The 16,009-nt window shown below is 62.6% G+C and carries 16 protein-coding genes; 6 read left to right on the top strand and 10 right to left on the bottom strand.

Annotated features, from left to right (window positions below; all coding sequences use genetic code 11):
• Window positions 1–58: 58 nt before the first annotated feature.
• The 5 genes from PCS43_RS16040 to PCS43_RS16020 are packed head-to-tail and all read right to left on the bottom strand — an operon-like array spanning window position 59 to window position 4,553.
• Complete coding sequence (locus PCS43_RS16040; protein ID WP_003940330.1) at window positions 59–688, bottom strand: response regulator transcription factor; 630 nt, start codon at window positions 686–688, stop codon at window positions 59–61.
• Window positions 685–1,809, bottom strand: coding sequence for a sensor histidine kinase (locus PCS43_RS16035; protein ID WP_042451298.1), 1,125 nt, complete (start codon window positions 1,807–1,809; stop codon window positions 685–687). The genes PCS43_RS16040 and PCS43_RS16035 overlap by 4 nt, the downstream gene beginning before the upstream one ends.
• Entirely contained in the window at window positions 1,810–2,604 is a 795-nt protein-coding gene (locus PCS43_RS16030; RefSeq protein ID WP_019745005.1) for an ABC transporter permease, read from the bottom strand.
• Complete coding sequence (locus PCS43_RS16025; RefSeq protein WP_161120121.1) at window positions 2,604–3,560, bottom strand: ABC transporter ATP-binding protein; 957 nt, start codon at window positions 3,558–3,560, stop codon at window positions 2,604–2,606. Before PCS43_RS16025 ends, PCS43_RS16030 begins: the two co-directional genes overlap by 1 nt.
• Window positions 3,561–3,605: 45 nt before the next feature.
• Window positions 3,606–4,553, bottom strand: coding sequence for an EamA family transporter (locus PCS43_RS16020; protein WP_209909687.1), 948 nt, complete (start codon window positions 4,551–4,553; stop codon window positions 3,606–3,608).
• A 68-nt stretch (window positions 4,554–4,621) separates the two neighbouring features.
• Between PCS43_RS16020 and PCS43_RS16015 the strand changes: the two genes are divergently transcribed.
• Entirely contained in the window at window positions 4,622–5,167 is a 546-nt protein-coding gene (locus tag PCS43_RS16015; protein WP_003939872.1) for a CGNR zinc finger domain-containing protein, read from the top strand.
• Window positions 5,168–5,280: 113 nt separating this feature from the next.
• Complete coding sequence (locus tag PCS43_RS16010; RefSeq protein ID WP_058226146.1) at window positions 5,281–6,579, top strand: NtaA/DmoA family FMN-dependent monooxygenase; 1,299 nt, start codon at window positions 5,281–5,283, stop codon at window positions 6,577–6,579.
• Here the strand turns inward: PCS43_RS16010 and PCS43_RS16005 are convergent.
• On the bottom strand, window positions 6,576–7,541 hold the full coding sequence (locus PCS43_RS16005; RefSeq protein WP_209909683.1) for a proline dehydrogenase family protein: 966 nt from the start codon (window positions 7,539–7,541) through the stop codon (window positions 6,576–6,578). The genes PCS43_RS16010 and PCS43_RS16005 overlap by 4 nt on opposite strands.
• On the bottom strand, window positions 7,541–9,202 hold the full coding sequence (gene pruA, locus PCS43_RS16000) for an L-glutamate gamma-semialdehyde dehydrogenase (protein ID WP_209909680.1): 1,662 nt from the start codon (window positions 9,200–9,202) through the stop codon (window positions 7,541–7,543). Before pruA ends, PCS43_RS16005 begins: the two co-directional genes overlap by 1 nt.
• Window positions 9,203–9,397: 195 nt before the next feature.
• Here pruA and PCS43_RS15995 point away from each other — a divergent pair, with 195 nt between their 5' ends.
• From PCS43_RS15995 to PCS43_RS15985, 3 genes are read left to right on the top strand one after another with little or no spacing between them, the layout of a single operon-like run.
• The gene (locus PCS43_RS15995; protein ID WP_054188898.1) at window positions 9,398–11,068 is read left to right on the top strand and encodes a PucR family transcriptional regulator; all 1,671 of its coding nucleotides are present in this window, start codon (window positions 9,398–9,400) and stop codon (window positions 11,066–11,068) included.
• A complete protein-coding gene (locus PCS43_RS15990; protein WP_007733586.1) occupies window positions 11,065–11,382 on the top strand; it encodes a nuclear transport factor 2 family protein in 318 nt (105 codons plus the stop codon). Before PCS43_RS15995 ends, PCS43_RS15990 begins: the two co-directional genes overlap by 4 nt.
• Window positions 11,382–12,482 (top strand): DNA alkylation repair protein, encoded by a 1,101-nt coding sequence (locus tag PCS43_RS15985; RefSeq protein ID WP_073512790.1) that lies wholly within the window; start codon window positions 11,382–11,384, stop codon window positions 12,480–12,482. Before PCS43_RS15990 ends, PCS43_RS15985 begins: the two co-directional genes overlap by 1 nt.
• Before the next feature lie 11 nt (window positions 12,483–12,493).
• Here PCS43_RS15985 and PCS43_RS15980 read toward each other — a convergent pair whose 3' ends face one another.
• The 3 genes from PCS43_RS15980 to PCS43_RS15970 form a co-directional block, all read right to left on the bottom strand.
• A complete protein-coding gene (locus tag PCS43_RS15980) occupies window positions 12,494–12,940 on the bottom strand; it encodes a DUF2752 domain-containing protein (protein WP_209909677.1) in 447 nt (148 codons plus the stop codon).
• Between the two features lie 50 nt (window positions 12,941–12,990).
• On the bottom strand, window positions 12,991–13,281 hold the full coding sequence (locus tag PCS43_RS15975; RefSeq protein ID WP_209909674.1) for a CD225/dispanin family protein: 291 nt from the start codon (window positions 13,279–13,281) through the stop codon (window positions 12,991–12,993).
• A gap of 166 nt (window positions 13,282–13,447) precedes the next feature.
• On the bottom strand, window positions 13,448–14,497 hold the full coding sequence (locus tag PCS43_RS15970) for an ABC transporter substrate-binding protein (protein ID WP_065352758.1): 1,050 nt from the start codon (window positions 14,495–14,497) through the stop codon (window positions 13,448–13,450).
• A gap of 373 nt (window positions 14,498–14,870) precedes the next feature.
• Between PCS43_RS15970 and PCS43_RS15965 the strand changes: the two genes are divergently transcribed.
• Window positions 14,871–15,959 (top strand): 3-deoxy-7-phosphoheptulonate synthase, encoded by a 1,089-nt coding sequence (locus PCS43_RS15965; RefSeq protein ID WP_063315883.1) that lies wholly within the window; start codon window positions 14,871–14,873, stop codon window positions 15,957–15,959.
• Window positions 15,960–16,009 lie beyond the last annotated feature (50 nt).

Here is a 16,009-nt window from a genome sequence, read left to right as displayed (position 1 = left end):
GCCATCACGAATCGAACGGCGAACTATTTGCCGGGGAAGGCGATTCCAGACGCGCGGATCAGAGCCAGCCGTTCGACTCGGCGATTCTGACGGCTTCCGCGCGCGTCGACGCACCCGTCTTACCCATCGCGGATGACAGATGATTTCGAACTGTCCCTGCGGACAAGAAGAGCGCCCCTGCGATGGCTGCCACGGGTGCGCCGTCGTGAGCGGCGCGCAGTACTTGGGTCTCACGCTCCGTCAGGGGCGACTCGCCGCTGACGAGGCTGTCGGCCGCAAGGGTGGGATCGACGACGCGCAGTCCGGCGTGGACACGCCTGACCGCGTCGGCAAGCTGCCTGGCGGGGGTGTCCTTGACGACGAACCCGCCGGCCCCGGCGTGCAGGGCTTTACGAAGAAATCCGGGACGGCCGAACGTGGTGACGATCAGAACCCGGGTGTCGGGTGCTGCCTCGCGGAGGGCCGCCGTCGCGGCGATTCCGTCCATGCCGGGCATCTCGACGTCCAGAAGCGCGACGTCCGGGCGGTGTTCGAGAACGGCGGACACCACCTCGTCGCCGCGACCGACCTCGGCCACCACGGACAGGTCGGATTCCAGATCGAGCAGCGCGGCCAAAGCTCCTCGCACGAGCGCCTGATCGTCCGCCAAGAGCAGCCGTATGGTTGCTCGATCGCCCTGGCTGTTCACTCTGTCTCCTGTTCGACTACCTGAAGTGCAAACCCCTGCGGCTGGGGATGAGTGATGATCACTCGTGCGCCCGACGCTCCGGCGCGCTCGCGCAATCCGATCAGACCGTTTCCGGAAGACGTCGACTCGGCCCCTCGTCCGTCGTCGACGACCGACGCACTATTTTCGTCGACCGTGATCCGGCAGTGGGTCGCACCGCTGTGTCGAACGACGTTGGTGACGCCCTCACGGATCGTCCATGCAAAGAGTTCCCGAAGACGCGTGGGAACCATGTCGGTGCTGCTCGGCACGTCGTCTTCGATACCAGCCGCACGCAATGCCTCTCGCGCTCGGGCTATCTCGACGGGAAGAGAAATCCCACGAAATCCTTCGACGGCCGAGCGCACGTCCGCCAGCGCGTCTCGAGAGAGCCTTTCGAGGTCGTCGAGTTCGTTGCGCGCACGTTCGATATCGACATCGAGTAGGCGATTGGCCAGTTCGGCTTTGATCGTGATGACGGTCAGCGAGTGCCCGAGGATGTCGTGCAGATCCCGCGCCATCCTCGTTCGCTCCTCCATGATTGCCCGCTGCTCCTGCTCTTCGCGTTCGTGGAGTATGGCGAAGTTGCGGCTGATCAGGGACATGATTCCCCAGGTCGCGAACGCGGCCGCGCAGACTCCGAGTGAGAGTCCGGAGTAGTTCCCCCATCCGGACGAGAGGCTGACTATCTCCACGGAGGCCGCGAACACCAAGGCGAGAATGCCGCCGGCGACGGTCGGCAACAGTGTCACCGCTGTCACCGCGAGGTACGGTGCTGCTGCCAAACCTGTCGGCCCGACGCTCACGATCATCACGGCGGCCAACGCGGTCAAGGCGGCCAAAGCCAGTGCAGCTTCGCGAATCGTCGGCCGAGTCATTGTCATTCGACGCCGCTGCTGCGTTGTGGCGAACGTGTAGAGATAGAGCGCACTGAAGGCGACCGTCGCGAGAATCCCTGTCCAGCCGCGCAGTTCGTCGCGCAGATTCCATCCCTCGATCAGCGGCCCGCCGAGAAATACCATCCAGACCGCCGCGAAGAGAACGCCGAAACGATTCCGCCGCGGGAGCGCGACGGAATCTTCTCGGTCAGTCGTTTGCGACAACTACACACGCTCCGTATCTCGTTGGAACCGCCAGATCGCTCCGCCGGCGAAGATGGCGAACCACACCAGGATATTGACGATCCAGGTCCAGTGAATGCTATTGCCCGTCAACGGTGCGTGGGCGAGGGCGTTGATGCCGAACATCGGGGTGAACTGTGCGATGGTCGCCCATACGGAACCGTCGGTGAGTGGTACGAAGAGTCCGCCGCCGAATGCGAGCAGAGCCAGTCCCGGTCCGAGCAACTGCATGACGTTCTCACTGGGGAGTAGGTACCCCATGAACAGGCCGAAGGCCGCGAAGATCGACGATCCCAGCCAGGCGATCAATGCCGTTGTGAACCAGAGTGATCCGTCCATCTGCGCCGAGGTGAACGCGCCGACGACGTAGACCACGAGAATCGAGACGAGACCGAGCAGCATCGCCATGATCAGTTTGACGGCGATGTAGGCGACCGGGGTCAGGGGAGTCAGCCGAAGTTGTCGGCTCCACCCGGACGCTCGTTCGATCGAGACCATCGCGCCGCCGCTGGTGGTGGCCAGCATCGCGCCGTACAGGGCCATGCTGATCATGATGTACGCGGCGACATTGCCGTGCCCGATCCCGTGGTCGTCGTCGCCTTGACCGAGACCGAAGACGAGGAAGAAGACAACCGGCATGACGAGCGTGAAGATCATCGTGCGCCGGTTGCGAGTCAGGCGACGAAATTCCAGTCGCAGTAGCGTCGTGTTGAATCCGCCGAGAGGTACGACGGTTCGCTCGGCTCCGTAGGTATTCGCTTCGGTTGCAGTGGTCATCACTTCTGTCCTTCGGAGTTGTTCGACGTGAGTGCGATGAATGCGTCTTCGAGGCCACGCGAGACGATTTCGAGATCGCGAGCCTGCGTATTGGTCAACAGGAACCGTGCAACGGCATCGGTGTCGCCCGAGTGCACGAGCAGCGACTCACCGCGCACCTCGACGGCGTCGGAGTTCGGTATGGCTCGCAGGAGTTCGTCGGTGATGCCTGGAACAGTCGCGCGCAGGGTGCGCCCGGACGCCATCGCCTTGACCTCGGCGGTGGTCCCGTCTGCGACCACGGTGCCTTGCCTGACCAGGATGATGCGGTCGGCGTAGACATCGGCCTCTTCGAGGTAGTGCGTCGCAAAAAGCACAGTGCGACCGTGATCTGCGTCGGCGCGGATGGCGGACCAAAAGTCCCGACGCCCTTCGACGTCCATGCCGGTGGTGGGCTCGTCGAGAATGAGCAATTGCGGGTTCGACAGCAACGCCATCGCAAATCGCAACCGCTGTTGTTGTCCGCCTGAGCATTTGCTGACCAGGCGATCGGAGATGTCGAGGATTCCGGCTCTCCCCAGCACTTCGTCGACCGGACGGGATTGGGAGTACAGGCTGGCGGTCAGCTGCACAGTCTCGGCAACCGTCAGCTCTTTCAGTAGTCCGCCGGTCTGCATGACTGCCGAGACGAGTCCGCGGGCAATCGCCGATCGAGGTGACATTCCGAAGACGCTCACCTCGCCTGACGTCGGCCGGGACAGGCCGAGGATCATGTCGATGGTTGTCGTCTTGCCTGCGCCGTTCGGGCCGAGGAACGCGACGATCTCGCCGGGGCGGATGCTCAGGTCGATACCTTTGACGGCGTCGACGGTTCCGAAACTCTTGCGAAGTCCGGTCAACCGGACGGCGTCGTGTGCCGATCCTTCAGTGGGTGTGTGCAGTGCCTGTGGTGAATGCCGTGCCTGTGTTGAGGTCATACATAGAATCTGCTCGCTTCGAGGTCGTGATCCCTCGTCCGTCCGTCATTCTTCTGCCATGACATTTGTCATCGGGTCGGCCGGTATCTGTTTCGGTGCAACCTGACCGAGGCGCGCGAGGACCAACCCCGCGATGATTGCTGCGCCACCTACAGCTTGGAGTGCGGTGACGGATTCCCCGACCAGGATCCACGCGGCGACGACCGCGCACAGCACTTCGGTCAGCGCTACCAGAGACCCGATTGTCGGCCCCAGCAGCGTGATCGCGGCGATGCCGGTGAGATAGGCAATGACAGTGCTGACCAGGACCAGGACCACCACCGGCAGCCACACGTTCGCCGAATGGTCTGCCACGACGGCGTTCGAGGCCGAGAACTGGAGGGGGAGGACGCCTACGAGTCCGAGCGCGCCGATGACCACTGCACTGACCGTGAGCCCCGATGCCGCGAGCACAACAGGATGGAGATCACCGTCCGCACGTTCGGAAATGACGAAATAGACTGCAAGGCATGCCGCGGCGGCCAGTCCCCAGGCGACTCCGACGGCACTGATCTCTGCCGATCCGAAGACGTCGATCACCACGGCGGCGCCGATCAAGGCCACCGCCGCACCGAGAAGCGTCTGCACGCTCGGACGCGCGCCCTTGGTTATCCACACCCACCCGATGACGATGATCGGTGCAAGGTACTCGAGAAGCAATGCGACGCCGACCGAAAGATGTTGCACGGCATTGAAGAAGCACAGTTGAACGCCCGAGATCGCGAACACCCCGTACAGCAGTACCGTTCGCGTGTGGGTGCTCACCTGTCGTAGGCGAGGCCATTGGGTGGCTACGGCGATCACCATCATCACCAGTGCGCCGCCGGCAACGCGCGCGAACACTGCGCCGCCGGGGGACCACCCTGATTCGATGAGAGATTTCGCGAACGGGCCCGATACGCCGAACGTTGCCGCGGACAGCAGAGCGAAGATCAAGCCGTTGCGAGAGTTCACGTCGTCACCCGTCAGGAGTAAAAGCGATTACGATGCTGACATTAGGTTGATACGGCTCAGGAGTCAAAGTGCATTTTGCTGGTGACACGGAATCGGCGCTCGTCTTCGCCGCGTCGTTGGTCAACACGGCCCGCGGCGGGGCCGAACTGCTGCCGGATCAAGAGGAGCTGACACGGTTTCTCGACGCGGATCGCTGGACCGGCAGGCGGGACGGCACACCGGAGGAATTGACGGCGGTTCGTGCGCTGCGTCCACGACTGCGAAAGTTCTGGGAAGCCGCGGGAGTGGACGACGCCGTCGAGGTGGTGAACACACTGCTACTCGAATCGGGCGCGAGGCCGCGGCTCACCAGGCACGATGATCTCGGCTGGCACCTGCACGTCACCGCTGACGATTCGCCACTGGTGGACCGGATGGCCGCAGAAGCGGCGATGGGTGTGCTCGATCTGATCCGAACCGACGAATTCTCGAGGTTGCGATGGTGCGAGGCCCCGGACTGCGAAGCGGTCTTCGTGGATTTGTCGCGCAATCGTTCGAAGCGATACTGCGACACCGGGAACTGTGGGAACAGGGCGCACGTCGCCGCCTATCGTGCCCGTAAATCCGGGGCGTGACCAAGCGGCGTTCGGAGGGATAGAACCAGGCTGAGTGAATACCTTGTCGGGAGCCAGGATCGGTCTAGCGTTGTGAATTCGGAACAGATTTCGCGAAGCCAGGAGGATGGTCGGTGGCCGATCGTAGGCGTCCACTCAAGACGGTGACCGGTGTCAGCGGGGCGGTGAGTATCTACGACGCCGCGATCGATCCGACGACTTCGACGGTCGCGTCCGCGATCGACGTCGCAAAGACGGCCGAGGCGAACAAGATCGACGGACTGTTTGCCGCCGACCTGCTGAGTTTCGGTGCGCAGGGCGCGATCGGTGCGCAGGAGCCGTTGATCTTCCTTGCCGCGCTGAGTGCGGTCACCACCCATGTGGGGCTCATCGCCACCGTCACGACGACGTTTCATCACCCATTCAACCTGGCACGGTTGTTCGGCACCCTGGACCACGTCAGCAATGGTCGAGCCGCATGGAATGCCGTCACTTCCTCACTCGGAGAAGAGAACTACAGCGACCTGGACCTGCCGAGTCCGGAGGAGCGGTACGCCCGAGCGGCCGAATCGCTCGAGGTGGTCAACGCGCTCTTCGACAGCTGGAAGCCCGGCGCCTTGATCCGGGGAGAGGGCTCTGCGGTGCTAGATCCGTCGAGGGTGGTCCCCATCGAGCACCGAGGCAAGTACTTCACCGTGCAGGGGCCGTTGAACATTCCATCCCTGCCGCAGCGTCGTCCGGTCCAATTCCAGGCAGGCCAATCTGCCGGAGGTATCGAACTGGGTGCTCGCTTCGCCGAGGTCGTATTCACTTCTCTCGCAACCTTCGAGGACGCGGTCACCTACACGAAGACGATCCGCGCCAGGGCGGCAGAGTTGGGGCGTGGGGACGAACTGCCACTGATTTTCAGCTCGTTCCACGCAACGTACGGCGCTACCGAAGCCGAAGTCGAACGATTGGTCAGAGAAGCCGAGGAATCGACGGACTTCGACGCCGGACGCACCAGGCTTGCCGACATGTTCGGCGGTGACGTGGATTTCTCGGAATTGCCGCTGGATCGGCCGATCCCGGAGTCGTTGTTGCCGGACCCGTCGTCGGTGAATCGACGACGGGGCCGGGTCGAGATCTTCGGCAAGCTCGCATCACAAGGAAAGACTCTGCGTGAGTTGATCATCGCGTCCAAGGACACCGGCCACTGGGCAGCGGCGGGCACCCCGGAACAGCTCGCGGACGCGATCGAGGAACGATACGACGCGGGCGTACTCGACGTCATAACGCTCGGTGACCTTGCCGATCCGCGTACACGCGATTTCGTCACGAACGGGCTGCTGCCGGAGCTGCGCAAGCGCGGAATCGTGGGATCCGACTACGTCGGCGGTACCTTTCGCGAAAACCTCGAGTTGCCACCGCTGCCACCGGTTTCCGGTGTCTAGTTGTTGGAAGCGAGTGAGCGCATGAAGAACATGAGGTTGGCCGGTCTTTCCGCCAGGCGACGCATGAAGTAGCCGTACCACTGGCTGCCATAGGGAACGTAGACCCGCAGGTGATTGCCTTCGGCTACCAATCTGCGTTGTTCGCCGTCGCGGATGCCGAAGAGCATCTGGAACTCGAAATCCGCGGCTGTCCGCTCGGTCAGTGTGGCGAGTCCGAGGGCGGCGTCGATCATGGTGGGATCGTGGGAGGCCACCATCGGGTATCCGTCACCTTCCATCAAGACCTTCAGGCAACGCACGTACGACGCGTCGACTTCGGCGGCCTTTTGGAACGCGACGCCGGCCGGTTCCTTGTATGCACCCTTGCACAGCCGAATTCGTGAACCTGATCCGGAGAAGTGTCGGCAGTCGGCCTCGGTGCGGTGTAGATACGCCTGCAGGACCGTGCCGAGCGTCGGGAAGTCGCGGCGCAACTCTTCGACGATGGACAGTGTCGAGTCGGTGGTGGTGTGATCCTCCGCATCGACGGTGACCCACGCGCCCACTTCGTCTGCCGCTGTGACGATTCGGTGAGCGTTCGCCAGGGCGATCTTCTCGCCGTCACCGGGAAGTGACTGCCCCAACGCGGAGAGCTTGAGCGAAACCTCCAGGGAGTGTTGCGTCCCGGCAATCTCGGAAAGCGTTGCGTACGAGCGGAGAAGGGAGAGATAGGCATCGACGGTAGCTGTTGCCTGAGCCGGATCGGTGGTGTCCTCGCCGAGGTAGTCGACCGTCACGAACCGGCCACTGGTGAGGATGTCGCGCACCGCTGACATCGCTGCGGGTTCCGCGTCCCCGGCGACGAACCTGTCTACAAGCTTGCGGGTCAAGGTCATCCCGGAGACTGTCTTCTCCAGTCGCGACGAGCGTGCCGCCGCGAGGAGCGCCGGGCGCAGTGGGTTGCTCAGCGAGACGGCACTCATCAACGGTTCTCGCTCTCGGCTGGATCGACGTCCTGGTGGGGGTAACGATGATCGGTGGGAGGAACGAAGGTTTCCTTGACGGTGCGTGTCGACGCCCAACGGAGCAGATTCTGCGGCGAACCGGCCTTGTCGTTGGTACCCGAAGCCCGCGCACCTCCGAAGGGTTGTTGTCCGACTACCGCTCCCGTCGGCTTGTCGTTGACGTAGAAGTTTCCGGCGGCGAACCGCAGGCCATGATGAGCTTGATCGACGGCCGCACGGTCGGTGGCGATCACGGCGCCGGTCAGGGCGTAAGCGGATCCGCTGTCGACGCGCGCGAGGATGTCGGCGTAGGCATTGGGTGCGGAGTCGTCGTAGACGTGAAGCGAAAGGATGGGACCGAAGTACTCGGTGCTGAAGGCTTCGTCGCTCGGGTCGTCACCGAGTAGGACCGTCGGTGAGATGAAGAATCCTTCACGGTCGTCGTAGTCGCCGCCTGCTGCGATGGTGAGGCTGCTGGTCGACTTGGCGCGGACGATCGCGGCGGCGTTTCGGTCGAACGAACGTTGGTCGATGACGGCGCCGCCGAAGTTCGTCAGGTCGGTGACGTCTCCGTACTTCAGCGACGACACAGTGTCGATGAACGTGTCGCCCATCTTGGCCCACACCGACTTCGGGATGAACGCCCGTGATGCGGCCGAACATTTCTGGCCCTGGTAGTCGAAGGCCCCGCGAATCAATGCCGTCGTGAGTACGTCCGGGTCAGCGGAACTGTGTGCGAGTACAAAATCCTTGCCGCCGGTTTCGCCGACGAGACGCGGATACGTCCGGTAGTTCGAGATGTTGGCTCCGACCTCACGCCACAAACGCTGGAACGTTGCGGTGGATCCGGTGAAGTGGATACCCGCCAGTCGGGGGTCGGCAAGCGCGACCTCGGACACCAAGGGGCCGTCGCCGAGAACAAGATTGATCACCCCGGGCGGGAGGCCGGCAGCTTCGAGTAGTTGCATTGTCAGGTACGCCGCGACGGCCTGCGTGGGTGACGGCTTCCAGATCACGGTGTTGCCCATCAGGGCCGGTGCTGTGGGGAGATTTCCGGCGATGGCGGTGAAATTGAAGGGAGTGATCGCGTAGACGAAACCTTCGAGTGGACGATATTCGACGCGATTCCACACTCCCGGAGCGGAAACGGGTTGGTCGGCGAGTATCTGACGTGCGAACGCGACGTTGAAACGCCAGAAGTCGATCAGTTCGCAGGGCGCGTCGATCTCGGCCTGGTATGCGGTCTTCGACTGGCCGAGCATTGTTGCGGCGGCGATGGTTTCGCGCCACGGGCCGGAAAGTAGATCGGCGGCGCGGAGGAAGACCGCAGCGCGGTCGTCGAACGAGAGGTCGCGCCAGGCCGGGGCGGCGAGTGCGGCGGCGTCGATGGCATCACGAACGTCCGAGTGGGTTGCGCCCGCATACGATCCGAGCACCGAACTGTGACGGTGTGGTTGAACAACGCTCTCTCGCTTACCTTCCGCAGTTCGGTGGATGCCGCCGATGACCTGCCTGATGTCGGTCGGCGATTCGGCCAGTTCGGTCAGTTTCGTACGGAGGCGCGATAGTTCCGGGCTTCCCGGCGCGTAATTGTTCACCGGTTCGTTGGCTGGGTGGGGGACATTGGTAACGGCGTCCATGACGATCCTTCGGCAGACTCAGGAGTGGGCAGTTGTCGTGTCGTGAACCAGTCAAGTCGAAAGACGTCGGCGAGTAATCCGCTGAGCGGCCAAACATCGGTGTCCGTGTTTGTCCGATCGGCTGAACCGTTTTCGCAGGAAAATGCACTATTCTCGAAGTTGAGGCGTTGCGACGGTCCGGGGAGTGGGTGGTACGTGTCTATCCGTGGGGTCAGGCTCGACGCGGTCCTTCGGGCGCTGGGCGGAGCTTTTGTCGAGCTCGTCCTCGCGCCGTCGGGTGATGACGTCTTCGTCGACTCCGTGGTGTTCGCAGAGGTCGGGGACCTCACGCGCCCCAGAACCGCGGCCGTCGAATCCTCTGAGTTCTGGCTCGCTGTCGGTATCGGCGCAGCCGAATTGGCGGCCTGGCTGAACCGCCTCGATCAGAAGGGATCAGCGCCTCGGGCCGTCATGTCGAAGGAGGCCTCGGACACGTCGGTGCGTGCGGCGGCACAGCGCGCCGGGATCGCCTTGATAGCGGTCCATCCGGATGCTCGTTGGGATCGATTGTTCACGACCATCCGGGGCGTGCTCGATCATTCGGTGTCCCGACAGGATTCGGACGACATCGTATTCGGTAGTGACACAGACTTGTTCGAGCTGGCGCAGAACGTCGCCGCAATCACGCGGGGGATGGTCAGCATCGAGGACGAGCATTCCCACGTCTTGGCCTATTCGGCATCGGGAGATGCTGCGGACGAGCTACGTCGGCAATCAATCCTCGGCCGCGAAGGACCTCGCGAATACCTCAGAAAGCTACAGGAGTGGGGCGTCTTCGAGAGCCTGCGGCGAAGCGACGACGTAGTGGAGGTGCCCGCTCACGACGACCTTGCGATCAGGCGACGGTTGGTGGTTCCGATTCGGAGAATATCCGACAATGTCAAGGGGGAGAGCGGTTTCAGCTCTGATCTTCTCGGCACGATCTGGGTGCAGGAAGGCCCGGTTCCCATTGCCGGCGATGCCGACAGCGTGCTCCGCGGTGCCGCGGCCGTTGCTGCTCGGCTGATTTCGCGCTTCCGAGACGCGCCGAGTAACGAGGCGATACAGATTCAGCGGTTGCTCGGGGTTCGCGGCGGCGGTGTCGACGTTCCTTCGCTCGCGGCCTCGTTGACCATCCCGATGTCCGGACCGGCGATGGTGGTCGGAGTGGCGAGTATCGGAAACGGTGGGCTGCCGTCTTCGGGCGAACTCGTGTCGTCTTTGCGACTGCACGCCAGCGCCTTTCAGCGTGAATCGCTGGTGAGTGCCGTCGGCACCCGGATCTATGTGCTGTTTCCGCGAACCCAATCCGTGAAATCCACAGTCTCGTGGACCCGCGAAGTTGTCGCGCGTTTGGACAAGGTGTCGCCTTCGGGGCTACGGGCCGCGGTCTCGTCGCCGGTTTCGACGCTTGCGGAGGTGGCCCAGGCTCGGGCCGAAGTGGATCGGGTCTTGGACGGAACGTCGGGGGATGTTCGTGTGACCACCCTCGCGGACTCGCGCACACCGGTGCTGCTGGGCGAAATCATGGACACCATTGCGGCCGACGAGCAACTGCACGATCCGAGAGTCGACGCCCTGGACGTCTACGACAGACGCAACGGGTCGAACATGCGCGAAAGCATCTCCGTTTACCTCGCACATTCGGGCGATGTCCGACGTGCATCCGAGCAGCTTCGGATTCACCCGAACACCCTCAGGTATCGGATCAAGAGGGTCGAGGAGATCACGGATACCGACCTCTCCGAGCCGTCGGCCAGGCTGTTGATGGAGATTCAGTTGGCGGCGTCTGCTCGGGCAGTGAGTTCGCCGAACCTGTCGGACCCCAGCAGTACTCTTCGCGAATGATCGACTCAGCGAAGGTGCCAGGCGCAGCGCGCGCGTATTTCGACGGCGGCGACGTCCGCGGCGTTTTCACCGAAGACGCAGTGGTTCGTGACGACGGCCGGACGTATGTCGGGATCGAAGAAATCGTGGCGTGGAAGTCCGCCGTGTCGACGGCGTTCACCTTCACCCAGAAGATCGAGTCGGTCAACACCCCAGGCTCGGCCGTTGTCGTGTCGGTGAAGGTCGAGGGTGATTTTCCCGGAAGCCCCGTCCAGTTACATCACCATTTCACTCTCGACGGTGATCGGATTTCCGCTCTCACGGTGTGCCCCTGATGCCCACCGCTGACGAACTGCTCGGGAAATCCGTCGTCGCCGATCTGGCAGGCTGTCTAGAGCGAGCCTCCGGTCACACACGCCTCGCCCTCGTTCGGGGTAGTACATCCGAATTCGACGGTATGAGTCTCGGCGAACGTACGCGCGTTGTGCGGGACGCGATGACTGCCGAACTGCCTCAGGATCTTCCGGCCTTCGCCGAGATCATCCGCCGTGCGCTTTCAGAAGAGACCTTCACCGGTTGGATGATCTGGCCGGTGACCGAAGCCGTCGCCGTCACGGCGACACGAAGTGGCTCCGAGTCGGATTTCGACGAGGGAATGGCTCTGCTTGCCGAGTTGACGTCGCGTCTGACGGCCGAATTCGCAATTCGCTCATTTCTCGAAACGAACCTTGACCGTTCGCTGGCGATCGCACTCACCTGGACCGGCCATGAAGACGAACACGTCCGGCGCTTGGCGACCGAAGGCACTCGTACTCGTTTGCCCTGGGGAAGACGAGTGAAAGAATTGACGGCGCGTCCCGAGTCGACAATCGTCATTCTCGACGAGCTGTATCGGGATGATTCGGAATATGTACGACGTTCGGTCGCAAACCATCTCAACGATCTCAGTCGTGCTGACGCTGCGCTCGCAGTATCGACTGCGAAGCGTTGGCTGCAGACACCGGATGCCAACACACTGAAAATCGTCAAACATGCATTGCGGACGTTGATCAAGGCCGGCGATCCAGATGCTCTGTCCCTCTTGGGGTTCTCGCCGCCCACCGACGTCGTGGTCGAGGGGTTCGTCATCGACCGCGAAACAGTTGATGCGGGTGGAGAACTCACCTTCGACTTCGCCGTCACGAACAATGGCAGCGAGTCCGTCACCGTCGTGATCGATTACATCGTCCACCACGTGAAGGCCAACGGGCAGACGACGCCCAAGGTCTTCAAACTGACAACACGAACGCTGGATCCCGGGGTGCCGGCCCGTATCGCGAAGAGGCATTCCTTCAAACCGATCAGCACCCGGAAGTACTACGCCGGCGAACATGCCGTCGAGGTGCAGATCAACGGCGTACGCCAGGTGCGAGGTGTATTCCGTTTGGACGCGTGAGGAGATCCGGCCTAGATGCGGAGACTGGCAAATATCGGGATCGGGGCTATGCGGACCGTCGTCCAGATCAACACGAGTGTCAAGATCACAGCCGGTGACCAGCGCAACTGATGCCAGAGCACGACGGGTCTTCCACGGGTGCGGGCGGTCGTCCACGAGACGTACGTGAACGCCAGTGCAAGCAGCATCACGAGGCCAAACGCATTGAAACGCATCGCTGCACCGAAATCGCCGTGGATGAGGCTGTACACCATCCGAGTGCTACCGCAACCGGGACAATTGACGTTGAACAGCGCTTTGGTCGGACAAACGGGAATGACCCCACCAGGTGTGGTGGGGTCACTCCAGGAGATGAAGGCGCACAGCGCAATTGCCGTGAACGCAACTGCCGCTGGCGCCTTCAGTGCGGCGAGTCGTGATATGTCATCGTTCTCGGTGTCACCACAATTCGGTGTCATTGCAGTTCGGTGTTTGGCCGCTAATCAGTGTCGCCGGTCGGCGTCGGCGGTCACAGGGAACTCGATCCGGCAAGGACGACGACAAAAAGGAAGTACAGAACAGCGACGGCAACACCTGCGCCGACTGACCACAAGGCGAACTTCTTGGCATCGTCAGCTGATTTTTGCGCAGCGTCGAACTGACCTTGCGCCCACAAAGTGTTGACCTGGCTTGATTTGACGATCGAGACGATGCCGAGCGGGAGGCAGCAGAACCCTGTCACGAGAATCGCCCAGACCAGATTGTTGTCCGGCGGAGGGCCGACCGGTTGTTGCTGGCCGTAGTACGGGTTCTGCGTCATTGGTCACCTAGCGTTCGGAGAAACAGGGCGTTCGGAGAAACACCCTCTGACGTGCGAAGAGCACGGGCAGGTGACAAGATAATCCGTTTCCGAGTGAGTCAGTATCGACTGTTCGTATGACAGAGAATCCGGTTGATTTCTGATTCGGAAGGCGATCCCGAAGACGTCAGCGCATGACCTGTACCTGCTCGGCGATGTCAGCGGCCAGGGCCATCGCAGTCAGAGCGAGGCCGTTGTTGAGGTCGTATCGCAGATGCCCGACATGGCCGTCCTGGACAGCGCGGACTCGTTTCCACGTGGGCGACTCGGCTTCCACAGCGTCGGGGTTCTGTAGCAAGACGAAGTCGGCCTGGTCGAAGATCGCAAGCTCCTCGAGGCTGTAGAAAGTCGAATCCTTCCGATCAGGTGCGGCATGGGCAGCGTCGGTCAAGACGTTCAAGCCGAGGTCCTGCGCAACCGAGACGGCGAACGTGTTGTTCTGCAGCCAGATCTGACCGCTGTCTGCGCCGGCGATCGCAATCGACTTGCCTTCGAGGAGACCACCGATCTTGGCCCGCGCTTGTGCAAGTTCGGCGTTGTATCGGGCGATGACGCGTTCGGCGACTTCGCGGCGATCGAGAGCCGTGAGCTGCGCGGTCATGGCCTGCTTCCACGACGAGCCCGTCGTGCCCTCGTCGACGACGAGCACCGGTGCGATGTCAGTGCCGAGCAGGCCCTTGTCCTGGTAGTAATTCCACCAGCCTTTCCCGACGACCAAAAGATCGGGGTCGTGGCTCAGTATCGATTCGGCATTCGGTTCGTTGTTCGTCCCACCGAGGCGAGCCGCGCCGGCGGGTACCTGGCGCATGAGTTGAGACTTCGGATCCCAATTGGTCGCGACGATCGGGTACTCGGCAAGTAGTGCAAAATCGAGGGCGCCTCGAGCTTCGAGCACCACGACGCGCTTGGGGTCCCGCGGGAGGCGGTAGGCCTGGTCCGCGACGACGATGTCGACCCACTCGTCGGAGGCTTCGGTGCCGCTGGATTCGCCCGAACATGCAGAGAGTGCGCCTAGTGTACCGAGCGCCGCCGCACCGGCCAGGAATCCGCGTCGTGTCAAGGAATCGATCAGACGGGTGAACTCGCCGTCCACATCTCTTGTCGACTGCAAGGGGGTATCGGTCGCAAAAGGGGACACCGTCGGGTGGAAGGTTTCGGTCGATTCGATCACAGGCATGAGAAGGCGCAGCTCCATCTGATGTTCCGGGCATTGGCAGGTGCCTGACCAACGTATTCGAATTCCGTAGCCGCAGCCTTGCTCGAAAGCGCCAATCGCTCAGCGGATTTGGCCATTCGTCACGGGCTCGTGCCACGGGACTCTCCCCTCGGATTCGGCTCGTTGTGGAGGGGCGCGCCCATCTGATCCGAACTCGAGGTATCGTGGCCGACATGCAGCGCGTCTATTTCTGGTTTAGCAGGCCGGCCCCGGGTGGGCCTGCCGGCGTAACCACGCGCTGACAACCTCCACCCAAGAGCCGGACTACAGACCGGCTCGCTGGAGTTTCTCTTCATCTCTGGGGTCGGCCTGAGAACAGGAAACCGAAAACCCCATGACTGTCACCATCGACACCACCGCAGCTTCGGACAGCCTCGACGATCAGCGCACTGTGAGTATCAGCCCGCTCGTGTCACCGGCGACTGTTCGTGCTCAGCACGCTCCGGACGAGGTCGCCGCCGCCACTGTGCGCACCGGTCGGGCCGACACCATCAACATCCTCAACGGTGACGACGATCGTTTGATCGTCGTAGTCGGTCCGTGCTCTGTGCACGATCCGGAAGCGGCGATGGACTACGCCCGCCGGTTGGCCGCCAAGGCCGACGAACTGCGGGACGATCTGCACATCGTCATGCGCGTCTACTTCGAAAAGCCGCGCACCACACTCGGGTGGAAGGGCCTGCTCAACGACCCCCACCTCGACGGCACGTTCGACATCAACACCGGGCTCGGTATCGGCCGCAAGTTGCTTCTCGACGTGTCGAGCCTGGGCCTGCCTGTCGGCTGCGAGTTCCTTGATCCGATCATGCCTCAGTACATTGCCGACCTGGTCAGCTACGGTGCGATCGGCGCCCGGACCGCCGCCAGTCAGGTTCACCGTCAGCTGTGCAGCGCGCTGTCCATGCCCGTCGGTATCAAGAACTCCACCGAAGGCGACGTACAGGTAGCCGTCGACGGCACCCGCGCCGCGGCAGCGAGCCACGTGTTCCCCGGAACGGACCTCGACGGCCAGGCTGCCTTGATCCGTACCGCGGGCAACCCTGACTGCCATGTCATTCTTCGTGGCGGTAGCGACGGACCGAACTACGATGCCGAGACCGTCGCGGACACCCTTGCCCGCCTGCGTAAGTCGAACCTGCCCGAGCGCGTGGTCATCGACGCGAGCCACGGTAACAGCAGCAAGGACCATGAGCGTCAGGTCATCGTGCTCGACGACATTGCCCGACGTCTGACCGAGGGCGAGCAGGGAATCGCGGGCGTCATGTTGGAGAGTTTCATCGAGGCCGGCCGTCAGGACCTGACCTTGGGCAAGGCGGACGAGCTCACCTACGGCCAGTCGATCACCGACGCGTGCATCGACTGGTCCACCACCGCAGCGCAGTTGGACCGTCTGGCGCAGGCCGTTGCGGCTCGGAGGGGCTGACGCCCCCGTGCGCCTATTTGGTAGCGCCAACTACCAAAAAGGCGCACAGG

The organism is Rhodococcus sp. C-2, assembly GCF_027854095.1.
Lineage (GTDB): Bacteria > Actinomycetota > Actinomycetes > Mycobacteriales > Mycobacteriaceae > Rhodococcus_F > Rhodococcus_F qingshengii.
Note: the sequence above shows the minus strand (reverse complement) of the source record. Positions and strands in the feature narration are given on the sequence as shown.